Here is a 16,358-nt window from a genome sequence, read left to right as displayed (position 1 = left end):
GGAGACACAATAGTAAAATGAGTAGGCACTGTCGACCGCAGGAGGGAAAACAACAATGGAATATAGCATCATAAGAAATCTCATCATCGAAATCCCGCAAGTACCGGGGAATTTTGCAAAAGTCGTATCGGTTATCGGTTCTGAACAGGCCGATCTCGGCGATATTGAAACTTTGAAAATTGGAACCAATTCAACCATCCGGGACATTTCCGTCCAGTTTGAGGATGAAGCACATATTGAACGGGTCGTGGAAAAAATCCGTGAGCTTGGCGAGGGGATTACGGTACATGCCGTCTCGGACGATGTATTGAAGGCGCATGAAGGCGGAAAGATTCATATGGGCAGCCGCAAGGAGATCCGTTCCCTGGGCGATTTGCGCCGTGTCTATACACCGGGAGTAGCCAACGTCTGCAAGGCGATCGAGAAAGATCCTGAACAGGCCAACTACTTTACAAGCATCGGCAACAGCATCGCCATCGTGACGGATGGCACAGCGATTCTTGGCCTGGGCAATATCGGGCCTGTTGCCGGAATGCCGGTCATGGAAGGGAAAGCCGTCCTGTTCGACCAGTTCGTCGGCATCAGCGGGATACCGATTCTGCTGGACACAAGCGACCCGGATGAAGTGGTCGAGACGATCAAGCACATCCATAAGGGATACGGCGGTATCCTTCTGGAAGACATCGGCTCCCCGCATTGCTTTGAGATCGAGGACCGGCTGAAGGCCGAGCTTGACATCCCGGTCATGCATGACGATCAGCATGGCACAGCCGTCGTTACGCTTGCAGCCATCCTGTCCGCCTGCCGCACTGCCGGTGTTGATCTCGCGAAGGCAAAAGTCGGCCAAATCGGCCTTGGCGCTGCGGGACTTGCCATCTGCCGGATGCTCATGGCCTACGGTGTGGAAGAAATGTACGGCAGCGACTTGAATGAAGATGCAAAAGAGCGCCTTACAAAAAGCGGCGGGACAGTCGTTGCCTCAGTGGACGAAATCATGGAGAAAAGCGATATCGTCGTCGCGACGACGGGTGTCCAGGGTCTCATCAAGAAAGAACAGGTCAGGAAAGGACAGATCATTCTTGCACTGTCCAATCCTCACCCGGAAATCAAGCCTGATGAAGCGCTTGATGCAGGGGCGGCATTCGCTGCGGATGGCCGTCTTGTAAATAATGTGCTTGGCTTCCCGGGGATTTTCCGGGGTGCGCTGAACGCAAAGGCGAAGGAGATCAGCTATCCGATGCTGATTGCGGCAGCACAGGCTATCGTGGACAGTACACGCGAGGGCGATCTTGTCCCGCATCCGCTTGACCCGAATGTGCACGTAGCTGTCACTGAGGCAGTCGAGCGCGCTGCGAACACTGCGCTTGAACAATGAAGATAATCATTTAATCAACTATTATCAAAGGGCGTGAATATATGGCAGACAATATCCGGTACATTAAAGTGGCGGACAAACAGGAAGCGGCATCCGTTGTTCTCGAGCGAATTCGGGCAGAACTGGCAGGCGGACTGAAAGTGCTCGGGCTGGCGACAGGGAGCACAATGGAACCGATCTATGCGGCATGGGCATCATCGGACCTGGACTTTTCGGAAGTGACTTCGTTTAATCTGGACGAATATGTCGGACTCCAAGCGGATAACCCCAACAGCTATGCATGGTTTATGGACCATCATCTGTTCAGCAAGAAGCCGTTCAAAGAAACGAACATCCCAGACGGAACTTCGGCCAACCTTGAGGAAGAGTGCAAGGAATATGAGGCTCAGCTGCGGGATGCTGGTATCGACGTGCAGTTCCTTGGAGTTGGGGAAAACGGCCATATCGCATTTAATGAACCGGGTACGCCATTCACTTCCATCACCCATGTGACAAAGTTGGCCGAATCAACGCTCGGCGTTAACAGCCAGTATTTCGAAGACCGGTCCGCTATCCCGGAAACGGCGCTGACAATGGGGATCTCTTCTATCCTTTCCGCGAAGAAAATCATTCTGATCGCATTTGGTGAGAAAAAGAGGTTTGCCCTTGAACAGCTTACTAAAGGTGAAGAGACAACCGAGTATCCGATTACTGCGTTGCTCGGCCACCGTGACGTGACCATCATCACAGACCTGAATGGCATCCAGCCGTAATCAAAAAGGATCCCAGAAGCAAAAGCTTCTGGGATCCTTTTGTCATTCAGTTTCAGTGACGCCTCTGTTCCGGTCCTTCGGTGTCATCCAGGAAATCGTCGAGCGGTTCCTGTTCATCATAGCGGGCCTGGCGTTCTTCATCACTCAGCATATTCACTTCACTGCCGTCGTAGCGTCCGGTAGGGTCGCCGTATACGGCTTCTGTGCATAAGTCTGCGCGGGTGCCTTCAGTGACGTCTTCAACTGCCGGTTCTCCTCCCACGGCTCCCAGCTCCGTAAAGTCGTTGACCGGCTGCTGTTCCGAGTAGCGGGAAGCCCACTCTGCAGTGTCTTTCCGGTCGCTGGCAGACTCCTGTCCAATATCGGGCACTGCATCAAGCTGTGCGCCGTTCTGATACTGGTTACGTGTCTGGTATTCGAATTCACCAGCTGCATGTTTCCGTTCCCGGTTGTTCCAGTCAGCACTGTCATGATCGTACTGTGATTGATCTTCCATTTTAGCTTCCCGGCGATCTTTCACATCACCAAAAATCTCCTTTGTCTTGCCGGCTAGTTCTTCCAGGGATTCTTTCGCTTTGTTGACAAACTCGTTGTTGTCCTGTCCCATCCGGAATGCCTCCCTTTTGATTTTAATGGTCTTTTATAGAATTCCCGCATCTCGGCAATCGTAAACAATCAGGCCAGAAGGACAAAAAAACGGCCGGTTACCCGGCCGGGAAAATCAGATTATCTTGGGACGCGTGCTGTCCAGCGAGACAGGTCAGCATCCGGTTTTTTTACGGAATCCGCGGGGAAGATGAACGTCCATGGCGTGGTCGTGTTGGCATCGACTTCAAGCGGCGGCAGCTGGAACGTCCCTTTGGCGACCAGGTCTCCGGCACCGTCGATCACTTCCAGCGGCAGCTGTTCCAGGTTGATGCGGCGTGAGTAGCCGTTGCGGATCAATAGGGCCACAGCCATTTTGCCGTCTTCCTGGATGATCGCCTGGAAACCTGTCATGTTCAGCTCCTGCGGCTTCAGCTTTGGAAGGGAATCGACGACTTGTTGTAGGGCTTCCTTTTGGGTGTCGCTGAGACTCTGCTCCCATTCCGGCTTAAGGACGAGGCGGTGAGGCATGAGCGACTGAACGTTAAAGTTCAGGGTCCAGGCCGATTCCGGCGCTTCTTTCAGGAACTGCTCATTCTTGTTGAAAACGAACACCCAAGGCCGAGCGCTTGCCGGCCCGATCTCACCGAGCTCACGCATATCAAATTCTTTGGATGCTGCAAGCTTGCCGTCTTCGGTGACAAGAAGCAATTCCACCGGGCCCATCTGAACCGGCTGGCTGACCGAGGAGCGGAAAAATGCCTTGACGAGCCAGTCGCCGCTCCGCTCATCAACATCAATGTCGATTCCGGCGAGGGACAGCTGGTTAGGCTTAAGCGGATCGAGGTCATTGGCCAAGAACCGCAGGACATATTCCTGTTCCTGAGGCACATTCCATTCCGGATGCAGGCTGAGTGCAGTATCGACAAGTTCGCCTGCTTCACCGGAAGGTTGGATGTCCGTCAATTCTTCGGATGAGACAGAACTGTCCGCACCTTTTCTTTCTGTTCGTCTGAATCGGGAAAAGAGATTCATCTGATCGCCTCCTGTAGTTGTTTAAGGAGCCGGTTCATGTCCCTCAGGACGATCCGGCGCATTTCCTGGAAGTGTTTCGCGAATAAGTGAAGCCCTTCGCGCTGGTAAATCCGCATCGGATCCTCCTGCTGGTAGCGTCGGAGACCGATTCCTTCTTTCATGCGGGTCATGGCTTCAAGATGCCGGACCCACATCGTGTCCACCCGTGACAGGATCAGCCGCTTGGCGGCTGTTGCGTACTGCTCGTCCTGCAGCAATTCATTCAGCCGTTCTTTCGCATCGGTGACCGCATCATCAAGCGATGAGCGCAACTCTTTCTGCCTGGAAATCTCAGGATCGATGGCAGGGGAGGCGGGGAGAAGGGAGGCGAGGACACTCTCCAATTGCTTCAAGTTCCAATCGCCCGAAGCTCCCTGTTGCGGCGCATGTTCTTCGATTTCAAAGTCAATGGTGTCGTCAATAAGCTTGTCCAGCAGTTCCGGCAATCCGTTTCCGTCCAGCGCCTGGTTGCGGAAACCGAAAACAACTTTTCGCTGGTCGTTGATCACATCATCCAGCTTCAGGTTGTACTCGCGTTGCGAGAAGTGAGCTCCTTCGACGATTCGTTGCGTCCGCTCGGTCAATTCATGAACATTATTGTTCAAAATGAGTCCGACATCATCGGCCTTGATGTTCTTCTTGAACTTTTCGGTGTCATCTTTTGCAAATCGGCGGTACATATCGTCCTCCAGAGAAATGAAGAAACGGCTTTCGCCCGGATCTCCCTGGCGGCCGGATCGGCCCCGGAGCTGGTTGTCGATCCGGCGGCTTTCATGTTTTTCCGTACCGATTACATAAAGCCCTCCGGCTTCCGCGGATCCTTCACCGAGCTGGATGTCCGTGCCGCGTCCTGCCATATTCGTCGCTACTGTGATAGTACCGTACCGGCCGGCATCAGCAATCAGCTGGATTTCCTGCTCGACGGATTTGGCGTTAAGCAAATGATAGGGGAGATTATGTTTGTCGAGGTATTCCGCGACCGCCTCGGACTGCAGGATGGATGTCGTCCCGACAAGAATCGGTTGCCCTGTAGCATGGCGTTCCTTGACCTCGCGCGCGACCGCCTCATATTTGTCATGAGTGGTCATGTAGACCCGGTCAGGCTGGTCGATCCGCTGTTTTGGCCGGTTGGTCGGCACCTGGACCACTTCCATGCCGTAAACACTGCGGAACTCCTTTTCCTGTGTTTTCGCCGTGCCGGTCATCCCGCAAAGGCCCGGATACATCCGGAAGTAGTTCTGGATGGTGATCTGGGACTGGGCCTTGTTCTCTTCGGTGATCTCGACGCCTTCTTTCGCCTCGATCGCCTGGTGGAGACCGTCTGACAGGGAACGGCCTTCCATGATGCGCCCCGTGAACATGTCGACAAGCGCAATTTTTCCATCTTCGGTAATGATGTAGTCAACGTCCTTCTTGAAGATGACATGCGCGCGAACTGCCTGAATCACATAGTGATACAGCGTCTGGTGGTCCATTTCGTACAGATTGTCGATGCCGAATGCTTTTTCCACCTTAGAGATGCCGGCATCGGTCAGTGTGACAGCTTTTGTTTCCGGATCGAAGTCATAGTCGATGTCCATTTCAAACCGCTTCATAAGAAGTGCGGCAATTCGGTGCAGCTCGGCTGCCGGCTCCATCTTGCCTGCAATGATAAGAGGGGTTTTCGCTTCATCGATCAGGACACTGTCCACTTCATCGATGATCGCGAAATGGTAGGGGCGCTGGACTTTCTGATTCGGCTCGGCTACAAGGTTGTCACGCAGGTAGTCAAAACCAAATTCCGTTCCGACACCGTAAGTGATATCTGCCTGATAGGCGGCTTTTTTCGCCTCTGGGTCCATCATCGGCACATTAAGCCCGGTATCAAGTCCCAGGAATTGATGGATCTGACCGATCTGTTCAAAGTCGCGGCGTGCAAGGTAATCATTGACGGTAATGACGTGGACGCCTTTTCCCGACAGCGCCCTGACATAGGAAGGGAGGGAGGCGACAAGTGTCTTTCCCTCACCTGTGGCCATCTCTGCGATATTGCCTTCGGCCATAACCAGGCCGCCGATCATCTGGACATCAAAATGGCGCATGCCGAGCACACGCTTTGATGCCTCCCGGACAACCGCGAACGCTTCCGGTGTAATGGACACAAGCTTTTCGCCATCGGCAATCCGCTCGCGGAAGCGGGTGGTCATGGATCTTAGTTCATCATCGGACATTTTTTCATAGACGGCTTCCAGCTGGTTGATTTGATTAACGGTTTTATTGTATTTTTTTAGCTGCCTGGATGTCGTGGCAGCCGGCTTTTTAAACAGTGATAACATGATGGATGCTCCTTTAGATGAAGTCCTTATGCGGACACTGCTTCATTTTAGCAAAAAGGCAGGCAAAAGACTACTTCAGCTGAAACTTCCCTGTAGCTTGAACGTCCCATATTCAGGACCGTTTGACTTACGGTTTTCAGGGAATGGATAAGTAAAAAAGCTCTGTTCTGCGGCAAGTAGTGTTTTTCACTATTAATCATGCTATAATACTGAGGATCAAAATAGATGGATTCATCGTTTTGGGAGGATCAATATGACTATCCTGCTGACAATGATTGCTGCCTTTGTCGCTGCAATCCTTTTGACACCGCTTGTAAAACGGCTGGCGATCCGCCTCGGCGCGACCGACAAGCCAAATCATAGAAAAGTACACGCAAAAATCATGCCGCGGATGGGCGGTCTGGCGATTTACGGGGCCTTCGTCCTCGGCTATGTCCTCCTGAGGCCTGAAAGCGAATATGCCGCAGCCATTATGATCGGCGCGACCATCATTGTGCTGACCGGACTGCTGGATGACTTTCTGGAAATCACCGCAAAGGCGAAGATGGCAGGCCAGCTGCTTGCTGCCGGAATCGTCGTCTTCTACGGCGGACTTGACATCGACTTCATCAATCTCCCGTTCGGGGGGACGATCGACTTCGGTTACCTCAGCATTCCTCTGACCATCCTTTGGATCATCGGAATCACGAACGCCATCAACCTGATTGACGGCCTCGACGGCCTGGCTGCCGGTGTATCGACGATCGCTCTTATCACGCTTGCTGTGATGGCCGGGTTCATGGACAATATTTTCGTTGTGGCGGTTGCGGCGATTCTGGCCGCATCGTGCGCCGGATTCCTCGTGTTCAACTTCCACCCCGCGAAGATTTTCATGGGAGACACAGGTTCACTGTTCCTGGGCTTCATGATTTCGGTGCTCGCACTGACCGGATTCAAGAACGTCACGGTCATCTCTCTCGTCATCCCAATCATCATTCTTGGGGTTCCGATCTCAGATACTTTCTTCGCGATCGTCCGCAGGATCCGGATGAAGCAGCCGATTTCCGCTCCTGACAAATCGCACCTGCACCACTGCCTGCTACGGGCTGGCTTCTCGCACCGGCAGACGGTTCTGATCATCTACTCGTTCGCTGCACTGTTCGGCCTGGCGGCCATCCTGTTCTCACAGGCCACGGTATGGGGCGCATTCCTGATCCTGGGAATCATGCTTCTGGTCATCGAGCTGTTCGTCGAAGTCATCGGCCTCGCCGGTCAGAACTATTATCCGCTGCTGAAGCTGGTCAAAGTGAAGAAATGAAGAAATCCGCATGCTTTATGGCATGCGGATTTTTTGATGCAAAAGGGGAGTGACAATAGGAGAATTATGCTAATACAATAATTTTGAATTGAAGTGGAAGGCGGCGACTTCTGCGGGACAAGCATGAGCCGAAGACCCCGAGGGATGCCGCGCAACGTTTCGCTTATGCACGCAGACGCCAGTCTTCGTACTGGGGCCGGCTAAGGCCATGCCCGCGGAAAGCGTCCGCCTGGAGCGGATATTATGAAATTCATTCAAATACTAAAAGCCCATCCGCGAAAATTGCGGATGGGCTTTTGTGTGTCTTATTCCGGCTGGCCGCCGGTGGCGTATTCATCGTCGCTATCGCTGCCGTCTGTCAGGCGTGTGGAGCCGGTTTTAAGGCCCAGGTGGACCTGGAGGTTATCCTTGACATCAGCCAGGCTGCCTTCATCCAGAATCCAGTAGTAGGTGCCAGTACTCATATCGTCTGTGCCGGCGAGTTGGACCGGATCGATCTCCGGCATGCCGTTCTTGAGGTAAGCCGCAAGAGACATCATTTCATTCATTTTCATGTTCGTCTTCATGTTCTTGCCGAGGGCGTCCAAAACATCACCATACTTGGTCAGTGACTTGACGTCGGTCGCCTTGTCTGCAAGAGCCTCGAGAATCATCTGTTGGCGCTTGCCGCGCTCGATATCGTTATCGAGCATCCGGGTGCGCGCCAGGGCCAGTGCGTGCCGTCCGTCAAGCTCCTGGAGGCCGGGCTCCAGCTGGATGGTGTACTGGTCGTTTTCGTCTTTTTCGAGCCGCTCGTAGGGGACATCCACTTCTATTCCGCCGAGTGCGTCAACCACATCGATGAAAGCGTGGAAGTTCATCTCCACGTAGTAGTCGATCGGGATATCCAGCAGTTCCTCGACCGATTCCATGGACGCCTTTGTACCGCCGTAGGCATGGGCGTGGGTGATTTTATCCTTGTAGCCTACTTCCGGGATGTAGACAAGGGAATCCCGGGGAATGCTCAGCAGACTGACCGACTTGTCTTCGTTGTTCAGTGTAGCAACAAGCAGGGCGTCGGACAGGCTGCTGTCCATCCCCTTGCCGCGCACTTCACTGTCATCGACCCCTACAAACAGAATCGAGACGTTGTCAGTAAGCGGCTCGACTCGCTCTTCCCGAAGGGTCGACTGATCACGGCCGATTGATTCGTACGCTTCGTCAGCTGCACTTTCCGCTTTCTGCATCAGATGTACGGCATAAGCCGCCACGCAAAGCACTGCGCAGAGAGAGGTGATGATCAGGCCTTTCAGGATCGGCCTTCTCCTGGCTTTGCGCCGTTCTTTCCGATAATCTTTCCGTTTCATGTCGATGCCCCTCCGGCTTCGGAGCCGTCCTCGCCGTCCGTATCCGGGCCTTCTGATTCAAGGCCAAGATGGGAGCGGAGAAGGCCGGATGTCTCCTCCAATTTTTCCTCGTCCAGTCGCCAGTAGTAGGCGCCTGTGGTCATATCATCATAACCCTGCAGCGTGATCGCTTCGATAGCTGGTTTTCCGTCCTTCATGTAGGCGGCTAATGCCTTCATGTCATCAAATGCCAGGTCAGTCGCCATATTGTCGCCGATTGCCTTGATGACGTCTCCGTACCTGGAGACGGTAGAGACCGAACTCGCCTTGTCCATAATCGCTTCCAGAATCATCTGCTGGCGCTTTCCGCGTTCCACGTCATTATCTAGCATGCGTGTCCGGGCGAGGGCGAGGGCATGGCGGCCGTCGAGTTTTTGGACTCCTGGTTCAAGTTGGATGGTGTATTGGTCGTCTTCATCCTTTTCCAGCCTCTCATATGGAACATCAACGGTGATGCCGCCCAGCGCATCCACAACATCGATGAAGGCATGGAAATTCATCTTGACGTAATAATCGACCGGAACGTCCAGCAGTTCTTCAACGGTATCGATCGTTGCTTGCGGACCGCCGAATGCATGGGCATGAGTGATCTTGTCCTGATATCCGACTTCCGGAATATACACGAGCGAGTCTCGCGGGATGCTGACCAATTTAACCGACTTATCATCGTTGTTCAGTGTAGCGAGCATGACGGCATCCGATCGGCTGTGCGATTCATTCCGCACTTCACTGTCGTCTACGCCGATAAACAGGATGGACACATTGTCCTCATAGGGCTCGACTTTTTCTTCCCGGAGCTTCGACCCTTCGCGGTCAATGGACTCGAATGCTCCGTCAGCGGCAATTTGGGCCTGCCGGTACAAATAAACTGCATAGGTCCCGGCAAGGATCAGGGCAGCGACGACAATCACTCCGAGAACTTTGAATATTGTCTTTTTCCTGGAGGCCGATTGTTTTTTTCGATATTCAGATCTTTTCATTTTGTCGCTCCTCCGTACAGGGTCGGGGCGGATTCCGCGTCCGGATATTCAAGACGCTTTTGCTTACGAATGGTTCCGACATTCCCGCCTGACGCCAATCCCATATATTATACTACCTGTACAACTCTGAGTAAATCGGGAAAGCGCTTTATGCGTCGAACTCGAGGAATTCCTTTCTTTCCAATCCGACATCCGCCTGGCCGTTTGTCAGATTGGCGGTCCATTCGCGGAATTTGTCTTCTTCTGCGGCCGGCACGTAGACAAAAGCCGATACGGTTTCGGCATAATCCAGCCGGTCGATCGGATAGGGCGACAGATGCAGCTCGTTTTCGACTTTTCCGAGCCACGTGTAGTCAATTGTCATTTTCATGAGGTGGTGCAGGCGCCTTTCGACAATTCCGGTATTGCCCAACACATCAGAGACAGCACTGCCGTAGGCGCGGATCAGTCCGCCTCCACCAAGCTTGATGCCGCCAAAGTAGCGGGTCACGACCACTACAGTATCTTTCAGATTCTGCTTTTTCAGCACTTCCAGCATTGGGACGCCGGCTGTACCGCTGGGCTCGCCGTCGTCATTGGCCTTCTGGATCTGGTCGTGTTCGCCAATCAGGTAGGCGGAGCAGTTATGGGTGGCCGAATGATGGGCCTGCTTGATTTTGGCAATGAACGCCATTGCCTCTTCTTCGGTTTCGGCACGTGCCGCATGGCCGATGAAACGGGACTTTTTGATAACGATTTCGCTTTCGCCTGTGCCCTTAACTGTGCGGTAGTCATCTCTCATTACATCAGCCTCCTTGCTGTAATGTAATTTTAATATATTTCAATCGCTGTAATGCTATAATAAACACAGTCTAAACTCAAATGCCGGAAATTACCGGTTCCGGATGATGAGGGGATAGAAGAAATGCCTGTAGATAAAGTAGACATACATGCGCTTGATGCCATCTTCAGCTCAATGGTCCGTTCGTTGGACCAGTCCAAAAGCGATATTTTCATCATTAATGAAGAAAGCCGCCGTCAGCTTGAAGAGCTGCGGGAGGATCTTAGACGGACCGACGAAGAGATTTCCCGGGCAATAACCGAAGGGGAAAAGCTTTCTGCCGCTTCGATCGAGGCCCGGGAAAAACTTCAGCACGTCTCTGTCCATTTTGCCGACTATACGAAGGACGAAGTGCGTGAAGCGTATGATTCCGCACATGAAGTCCAGTTGGAATTCATGCTGAACAGTACCAAGGTCCGCCAGCTGAATGATCTGAAGATTCATCCGGGGGCAACCCAATCACCGATTACCGCAAGGAACGGCTTCTCGAAGCGATCGGCTTGAGAACCGCATCAGGACGTATCAGGACTCAATGGACCGGGCGGACCATCTTGCAGGCCACGTCAATATCGTGACAAAGTACCTGACTTCAGATCTGAAGGACGTCGGTCCGGCACTGGAATCAGCCAAGATGCGGAAGCATTTCAGCATGAAAGTACTTGAGGCGCAGGAGGAAGAGCGAAAGCGTCTTTCCCGTGAGATTCATGACGGCCCTGCCCAGATGATGGCAAACCTGGTGATGCAGCTGGGGCTCGTCGAACGTGTCTTTAATGACAAGGGTATGGATGCCGGGCTGGGCCAGCTTAGTTTTACGAAGGAACTCGCACGGAGTACACTGTCTGAAATCCGGCGGATCATCTACGATCTCCGGCCGATGGTGCTTGACGATTTCGGGCTTGTGCCCGCACTCAGCAAGTATATGGAAAAGATGCAGGATTACCATCCGGACATCCGTTTTACATTCGAATCAAAAGGCATCATGGCGAGGATTCCGCAAAGTACTGAAGTGGCGGTGTTCCGCCTTGTCCAAGAAGCCGTCACAAATGCCATCAAGCACAGTGGTGCGAAGGTGATCGATGTCCGGATCGAGATCTGTCAAAACTGGATCCGGGCCACGGTCACCGACGATGGCAAAGGGTTTGACCCTTCAAAGACCGGGGAATCGTCATTTGGTCTCCAGGGAATGACCGAGCGTGTGGCGCTTCTGAAAGGTGAGTTTGACATCAGGACAGAGGAAGGGAAAGGGAAAGGGACCGAAGTGATCCTGACCCTTCCGCATGATCAGCACGCAACAGATAAAGACGCAGGGGGGAAATCAGGTTGACAAACATTATTATCATCGATGATCACCAGCTCTTCCGCGAAGGCGTGAAGCGTATCCTGGACTTTGAAGAAACATTCAATGTAGTGGCGGAAGGATCCGACGGGGAAGAAGTCATGGGGCTGTATGAACAGCACCATCCGGATGTCGTCCTGATGGACATCAACATGCCGGGCAAAAGCGGGATTGAAGCGACCGGCGAGCTGATGGCTGCCCATCCGGAAGCGAAAATTATCATTCTCTCGATTCACGATGACGAATCTTACGTGACTCATGCGATGAAGACAGGCGCGCTTGGCTACATGCTGAAGGAGATGGATGCGGATGCCATCGTCCAGGCCATCAAAGTGGTTGCGGCGGGGGGATCGTACCTCCACCCGAAAGTCACGAAAAATCTGGTGGCCGAGTTCCGCCGCCTCAGTGCAAAAGAACATCTTGGTTCGTTCCACCAGGCAGAGATCCGCCGCCCGTATCATCTGCTGACGAAGCGGGAGTGTGAAGTTCTCCAGCTTCTGACGGACGGGCAGAGCAACCGCGCCATCGGTGAATCACTGTATATCTCCGAGAAGACGGTCAAAAACCACGTTTCCAGCATTCTCCAGAAAATGAATGTCAACGACCGTACACAGGCCGTTGTCACCGCCATCAAGAACGGTTGGGTCGAAGTGCGCTGACCCGGCCGGATGGGGCCTGCCCGGACTTGTCCGGGTTTTTTTTGTGTGCGGAGATAACGGAAGGGACGTGGAACGCGTGCCGAACCTTTCCGTTCACCGCTTCGTCAAGTTAGCGGATAGTCAATCCGTTGCATCGGAATGTGTTCCTGTGCCAAACTATCCGAGGAGGGAATCGACATGACAAATCTGAAATGGCTCCTCGCTCCCGCGGCTGCGGTCCTGATTTTAACGGGCTGCGGCGGGGATGAAGGAGAAAATACAAATTCCGCCGATGAAGGCAATGCGCCTTCCGGGCAGCAATCGGCCATCGGTCACGGAACCGAAGATGGTGCGATCGGTTTCGAGATGGCAAATGACGGCTCGATCGAAGAAGCGTCCGGTGTCCCCAAAGACGAAAAAGCGGCCATCCTGGAGTCGTTCGATCGTTACATCGAAACATTCAACACCGGCGACATCGATGGCTATCTGGCCATTCTCGCAACAGGAGAAGGAGCATACGATCCTGAACAGGAGCGCGTGGCACTGGAGCAGATGTCAGGGCAATTCGACAAAGTCGAGCGCAATCCGTCGGACATGACGGTCGTCTCCTTCGAAGGGAACGAGGCGCAGCTGTTCGCGAATATGGAAACGACAATCGTTGGGAAAGAGAACAGCGATGAAGTAACTGAAAAAGGTCGCCAGGTCACTGTTTTTACGAAACAGGATGGCGAATGGAAAGTAAAAGAAGTCTATTACGTCGGCAATATGCCGGGTGCCTGACTTCCAATGCACCCCGGGCGGTTCCGTCCGGGTTTTATTTTTAATTCCGTTTTCCTGTCAGATTTAGTAGAATGGGGACAACGGGGGTAGATAGAATGAAAACGGCCATTGTGACCGACAGCACCGCTTATCTGCCAGGACCGGAAAGGGACCGGCTCGGCATCCGGATGATCCCGCTCAGCGTCACTATCGAGGGGATAACCTATGAGGAAGAAGTCGACCTCAAAGCGGATCAATTCTATGATCTCGTAAGGGAAGGTGAACTTCCTAAAACCTCCCAGCCTCCGATCGGCAAGTTTGCAGACTGTTTTGAGAAGCTCAGAGAACAAGGATATGGATCGGCGGTCGTCGTGACCCTTTCAAGCGGCATCAGCGGTACGTACAATTCTGCGGGACAGGCCGGTGAACTCGTGGAGGGCCTGGATGTCCATGTGTTCGATTCAGAAATCGCCTGCATGCCTCAAGGGTTCTATGTGCTGAGGGCGGCAAAGATGGCTCAGGACGGCGCCTCTCCGGAAGAGATCATGGCAGAGCTGGCTGACATGAAAAAAACATTGCGTGCCTACTTTATGGCGGATGATCTCGAACACTTGCAGCGAGGAGGCAGGCTGTCCGGAGCGCAGGCATTGATCGGCGGCCTCTTGCAGGTAAAACCTCTGCTGCATTTCAAGGAAAGGGTGATCGTGCCGTTTGAGAAGGTGCGTACCAGAAAGAAAGCGTTAAACCGCATTGCAGAACTGCTTGCGCAAGATGCGGGGGACGGCCCGCTTGAAGCTTCGATCATCCACGCCAATCGTCCGGAAGACGCAGAAGCCTGGCGTGAAGAGCTGAGCAGGAAATTCCCTGAAGTTGAATTTGTCATCAGCTATTTCGGCCCGGTGATCGGCACCCATCTGGGGGAAGGATCAATGGGGCTCGGTTGGGTAAAAAAGTGACCGTTTCAGACGGTCATTTTTTATAAATATATAGTTCAGAAAATTCTATAAAGGAGAGGGGTTGCAATCAGCAATCGGGATGAATTGCAGGAATTCCTGCAGGGACGGCTATGGCTCAGGGATCTGCTGCCGGCCGATCAAAAAGTTGTCGGTGACCTGATCAAAGAGGAGCTGATCGGCACCATCCCAGGTATGGAAACGGTGAAGAGGTGGCATGGAGGGAACGCCTGGCGATGCAACCGCTGTCTGACAGAGGACACCCGTGATTTCCATGTATTTAATTGCCGCAGGTGCGGGCGGAATTGCCGGTATTGCCGACACTGCCTGAGCATGGGGCGTATCGCTTCCTGCGATAAACTGTGCTATTGGCGCGGGCAGGATCGGCCGCCGCAAGGGAAGGCCGAGCTGGTCTGGGAAGGCCGGCTCACTCCCCTTCAGCAACGGGCGTCGGGCGAGCTGGAGGAAAGCCTGCTTGCAGGCAGGCCACACCTGCTCCATGCAGTCTGCGGAGCGGGCAAGACGGAAATCCTTTTCGGCCCGGTCCATCGTATTTTGGCTGAAGGCAAACGGGTATGCATTGCGACACCAAGGACCGATGTGGTCCTGGAGCTTTTGCCGAGATTCAAGAAAGCGATCGGCGGTACGGTCATCCATGGTCTGTACGGCGGTTCGGGACATGGAGAGGGGATAGCAGGCCTTGTCATTGCGACGACGCACCAGCTATACAGGTTCAGGGAGGCGTTCGACGCTGTGATCGTCGATGAGGCAGACGCCTTTCCGTACACGTATGACCGGACTCTCCGGCTGGCAGTGCGGAAGGCACTTAAACCCGGCGGGGTGCAGGCGGTCGTCACTGCGACACCTTCACCGGCCATCCTGTCGGAGATCGGAAGGGCGGGCAGGAAGTCAGTCATCCCGGTAAGATTCCACGGCCATCCGCTGCCGGTGCCCCGGAATGTGCCGCTTTTTGGCTACCGCAAGCGGATGGCGGCGGGAAAGCTTCCTGTCCGGCTGAAAGCATGGACGGAAGAACGATTAAGGCGGGAAGAGCCATTTCTTATTTTCTTCCCTTCTGTCCTGCTCATGGAACAGTGTCTGCCGCTTTTTTCGGAACTTGACGGAAATATCGGTGCCGTGCACGCCTCGCATGCCGACAGGCGGGAGCTGGTCATGGCGCTTCGTGAAATGCGTATACCCGGTCTGCTGACGACGACGATTCTGGAGCGTGGGATAACGATCCCGAATCTTCAGGTCGCGATTGTCGGCGCGGAAGGCCCGGTGTTCGACCGCTCCGCCATTATTCAGATCAGCGGCAGGGCCGGCAGGTCTCCGGATCATCCGGACGGTGATGTCGTCCTTTTCCATCACGGCATCACACCCGAGATGGATGCGGCAGTCCGTGAAATCCGAAAACTGAACAGGGAAGGGGGAAAGGCAACTGGAATGCCTGCTTTGTGACGGACCGGTTTCCCGCCCTCCGACTTGGGCGGCGCTGTTCATCGGACAACGCAGGAGTGGCCTCTGCGAACGGTGCGAAACTGCGTTTGTTCCGGCTTCAGGCAGTCCGCCGGCCGGAGACTGGAACGGTACGCCTTACGAGGGGGTGCTGGATGCTGCCGTTTCACTTTATGCCTATAACGAAGCGATGAAAGCTTATCTCCGCCAATACAAATTCCTGAAAGATGCAGCTCTTGCTTCCGTTTTTTCGGATGCTATCCGGAGGGCGGACATCCTGAACGGGCGGACCGCGGTGCCGATCCCCATGCATCCTGAACGTCTTAGGGAACGCACATTCCCCCAGGTGGAGGAACTGCTCGTGCAGGCTGGTATCCAATACGTCCAACTGCTTGAAAAAACGACGGTAAAGAACTTGGGCGGAATGGGCAGAAAAGAACGGATGACGTCGGATCCTTTATTCCGCTTGTCGGATGGCGCCAAAGTCAGCCCTGTCGATTATGTGCTTGTCGATGATCTGTACACGACGGGCACGACACTCCATCATGCAGCCCTTCTCCTGAAAAAATCCGGAGCCCGCTCAGTCGCCGCCCTGACACTGATACGCGCCTGACCGACATCCATTCGACAC

16 protein-coding genes are annotated in these 16,358 nt (G+C 53.8%); 10 read left to right on the top strand and 6 right to left on the bottom strand.

Annotated elements, in window-relative coordinates; all coding sequences use genetic code 11:
- The first annotated feature begins 55 nt into the window (after positions 1–55).
- Complete coding sequence (locus BMX91_RS11520) at positions 56–1,375, top strand: NAD-dependent malic enzyme (RefSeq protein ID WP_092054315.1); 1,320 nt, start codon at positions 56–58, stop codon at positions 1,373–1,375.
- Between the two features lie 41 nt (positions 1,376–1,416).
- The gene (locus tag BMX91_RS11515; protein WP_092054311.1) at positions 1,417–2,127 is read left to right on the top strand and encodes a glucosamine-6-phosphate deaminase; all 711 of its coding nucleotides are present in this window, start codon (positions 1,417–1,419) and stop codon (positions 2,125–2,127) included.
- A 52-nt stretch (positions 2,128–2,179) separates the two neighbouring features.
- Here BMX91_RS11515 and BMX91_RS11510 read toward each other — a convergent pair whose 3' ends face one another.
- From BMX91_RS11510 to secA2, 3 genes are all read right to left on the bottom strand, one after another.
- Complete coding sequence (locus BMX91_RS11510; protein ID WP_092054306.1) at positions 2,180–2,734, bottom strand: hypothetical protein; 555 nt, start codon at positions 2,732–2,734, stop codon at positions 2,180–2,182.
- Between the two features lie 119 nt (positions 2,735–2,853).
- A complete protein-coding gene (locus BMX91_RS11505) occupies positions 2,854–3,747 on the bottom strand; it encodes an accessory Sec system S-layer assembly protein (RefSeq protein ID WP_092054303.1) in 894 nt (297 codons plus the stop codon).
- The gene (gene secA2, locus BMX91_RS11500) at positions 3,744–6,101 is read right to left on the bottom strand and encodes an accessory Sec system translocase SecA2 (RefSeq protein ID WP_092054298.1); all 2,358 of its coding nucleotides are present in this window, start codon (positions 6,099–6,101) and stop codon (positions 3,744–3,746) included. Before secA2 ends, BMX91_RS11505 begins: the two co-directional genes overlap by 4 nt.
- A gap of 253 nt (positions 6,102–6,354) precedes the next feature.
- On the opposite strand from secA2, the gene BMX91_RS11495 reads away from it, so the two are divergent.
- Positions 6,355–7,398: a glycosyltransferase family 4 protein gene (locus BMX91_RS11495; RefSeq protein ID WP_092054294.1), complete on the top strand. Its 1,044-nt coding sequence runs from the start codon at positions 6,355–6,357 to the stop codon at positions 7,396–7,398.
- A gap of 305 nt (positions 7,399–7,703) precedes the next feature.
- Here the strand turns inward: BMX91_RS11495 and BMX91_RS11490 are convergent, their stop codons facing one another.
- The 3 genes from BMX91_RS11490 to BMX91_RS11480 all read right to left on the bottom strand — a co-directional run bounded on the left by BMX91_RS11490 (position 7,704) and on the right by BMX91_RS11480 (position 10,544).
- A complete protein-coding gene (locus BMX91_RS11490; RefSeq protein WP_092054290.1) occupies positions 7,704–8,744 on the bottom strand; it encodes an LCP family protein in 1,041 nt (346 codons plus the stop codon).
- Positions 8,741–9,763 carry an LCP family protein gene (locus tag BMX91_RS11485; protein WP_092054285.1) on the bottom strand — a complete coding sequence of 341 codons (1,023 nt, stop codon included), beginning with the start codon at positions 9,761–9,763 and terminating at the stop codon, positions 8,741–8,743. The genes BMX91_RS11490 and BMX91_RS11485 overlap by 4 nt, the downstream gene beginning before the upstream one ends.
- Positions 9,764–9,911: 148 nt before the next feature.
- The gene (locus tag BMX91_RS11480) at positions 9,912–10,544 is read right to left on the bottom strand and encodes a YigZ family protein (RefSeq protein ID WP_092054281.1); all 633 of its coding nucleotides are present in this window, start codon (positions 10,542–10,544) and stop codon (positions 9,912–9,914) included.
- A gap of 123 nt (positions 10,545–10,667) precedes the next feature.
- On the opposite strand from BMX91_RS11480, the gene BMX91_RS11475 reads away from it, so the two are divergent.
- From BMX91_RS11475 to BMX91_RS11445, 7 genes are all read left to right on the top strand, one after another.
- A complete protein-coding gene (locus BMX91_RS11475; RefSeq protein WP_092054277.1) occupies positions 10,668–11,087 on the top strand; it encodes a hypothetical protein in 420 nt (139 codons plus the stop codon).
- 28 nt (positions 11,088–11,115) lie between these two features.
- On the top strand, positions 11,116–11,907 hold the full coding sequence (locus tag BMX91_RS11470; RefSeq protein ID WP_092054273.1) for a sensor histidine kinase: 792 nt from the start codon (positions 11,116–11,118) through the stop codon (positions 11,905–11,907).
- On the top strand, positions 11,904–12,578 hold the full coding sequence (locus BMX91_RS11465) for a response regulator (RefSeq protein ID WP_092054269.1): 675 nt from the start codon (positions 11,904–11,906) through the stop codon (positions 12,576–12,578). Before BMX91_RS11470 ends, BMX91_RS11465 begins: the two co-directional genes overlap by 4 nt.
- 177 nt (positions 12,579–12,755) lie before the next feature.
- Positions 12,756–13,337: a YybH family protein gene (locus BMX91_RS11460; protein WP_177168365.1), complete on the top strand. Its 582-nt coding sequence runs from the start codon at positions 12,756–12,758 to the stop codon at positions 13,335–13,337.
- A 95-nt stretch (positions 13,338–13,432) separates the two neighbouring features.
- Positions 13,433–14,272, top strand: coding sequence for a DegV family protein (locus BMX91_RS11455; protein ID WP_092054263.1), 840 nt, complete (start codon positions 13,433–13,435; stop codon positions 14,270–14,272).
- Between the two features lie 84 nt (positions 14,273–14,356).
- Complete coding sequence (locus BMX91_RS11450) at positions 14,357–15,730, top strand: DEAD/DEAH box helicase (RefSeq protein ID WP_245744419.1); 1,374 nt, start codon at positions 14,357–14,359, stop codon at positions 15,728–15,730.
- A gap of 145 nt (positions 15,731–15,875) precedes the next feature.
- Positions 15,876–16,340 carry a ComF family protein gene (locus tag BMX91_RS11445; RefSeq protein ID WP_092054256.1) on the top strand — a complete coding sequence of 155 codons (465 nt, stop codon included), beginning with the start codon at positions 15,876–15,878 and terminating at the stop codon, positions 16,338–16,340.
- Positions 16,341–16,358: the final 18 nt, after the last annotated feature.

This window comes from Bhargavaea ginsengi (genome assembly GCF_900109165.1).
In the GTDB taxonomy this organism is placed as follows: Bacteria; Bacillota; Bacilli; order Bacillales_A; family Planococcaceae; genus Bhargavaea; species Bhargavaea ginsengi.
This window is presented reverse-complemented; position numbering and strand designations above follow the sequence as displayed.

Bases quoted from the DNA above. Each gene is read 5' to 3' on its own strand.
- BMX91_RS11520 (WP_092054315.1), top strand. From the start codon at position 56: ATGGAATATAGCATCATAAGAAATCTCATCATCGAAATCCCGCAAGTA.
- BMX91_RS11515 (WP_092054311.1), top strand. From the start codon at position 1,417: ATGGCAGACAATATCCGGTACATTAAAGTGGCGGACAAACAGGAAGCG.
- BMX91_RS11510 (WP_092054306.1), bottom strand. From the start codon at position 2,734: ATGGGACAGGACAACAACGAGTTTGTCAACAAAGCGAAAGAATCCCTG.
- BMX91_RS11505 (WP_092054303.1), bottom strand. From the start codon at position 3,747: ATGAATCTCTTTTCCCGATTCAGACGAACAGAAAGAAAAGGTGCGGAC.
- secA2 (WP_092054298.1), bottom strand. From the start codon at position 6,101: ATGTTATCACTGTTTAAAAAGCCGGCTGCCACGACATCCAGGCAGCTA.
- BMX91_RS11495 (WP_092054294.1), top strand. From the start codon at position 6,355: ATGACTATCCTGCTGACAATGATTGCTGCCTTTGTCGCTGCAATCCTT.
- BMX91_RS11490 (WP_092054290.1), bottom strand. From the start codon at position 8,744: ATGAAACGGAAAGATTATCGGAAAGAACGGCGCAAAGCCAGGAGAAGG.
- BMX91_RS11485 (WP_092054285.1), bottom strand. From the start codon at position 9,763: ATGAAAAGATCTGAATATCGAAAAAAACAATCGGCCTCCAGGAAAAAG.
- BMX91_RS11480 (WP_092054281.1), bottom strand. From the start codon at position 10,544: ATGAGAGATGACTACCGCACAGTTAAGGGCACAGGCGAAAGCGAAATC.
- BMX91_RS11475 (WP_092054277.1), top strand. From the start codon at position 10,668: ATGCCTGTAGATAAAGTAGACATACATGCGCTTGATGCCATCTTCAGC.
- BMX91_RS11470 (WP_092054273.1), top strand. From the start codon at position 11,116: ATGGACCGGGCGGACCATCTTGCAGGCCACGTCAATATCGTGACAAAG.
- BMX91_RS11460 (WP_177168365.1), top strand. From the start codon at position 12,756: ATGACAAATCTGAAATGGCTCCTCGCTCCCGCGGCTGCGGTCCTGATT.
- BMX91_RS11455 (WP_092054263.1), top strand. From the start codon at position 13,433: ATGAAAACGGCCATTGTGACCGACAGCACCGCTTATCTGCCAGGACCG.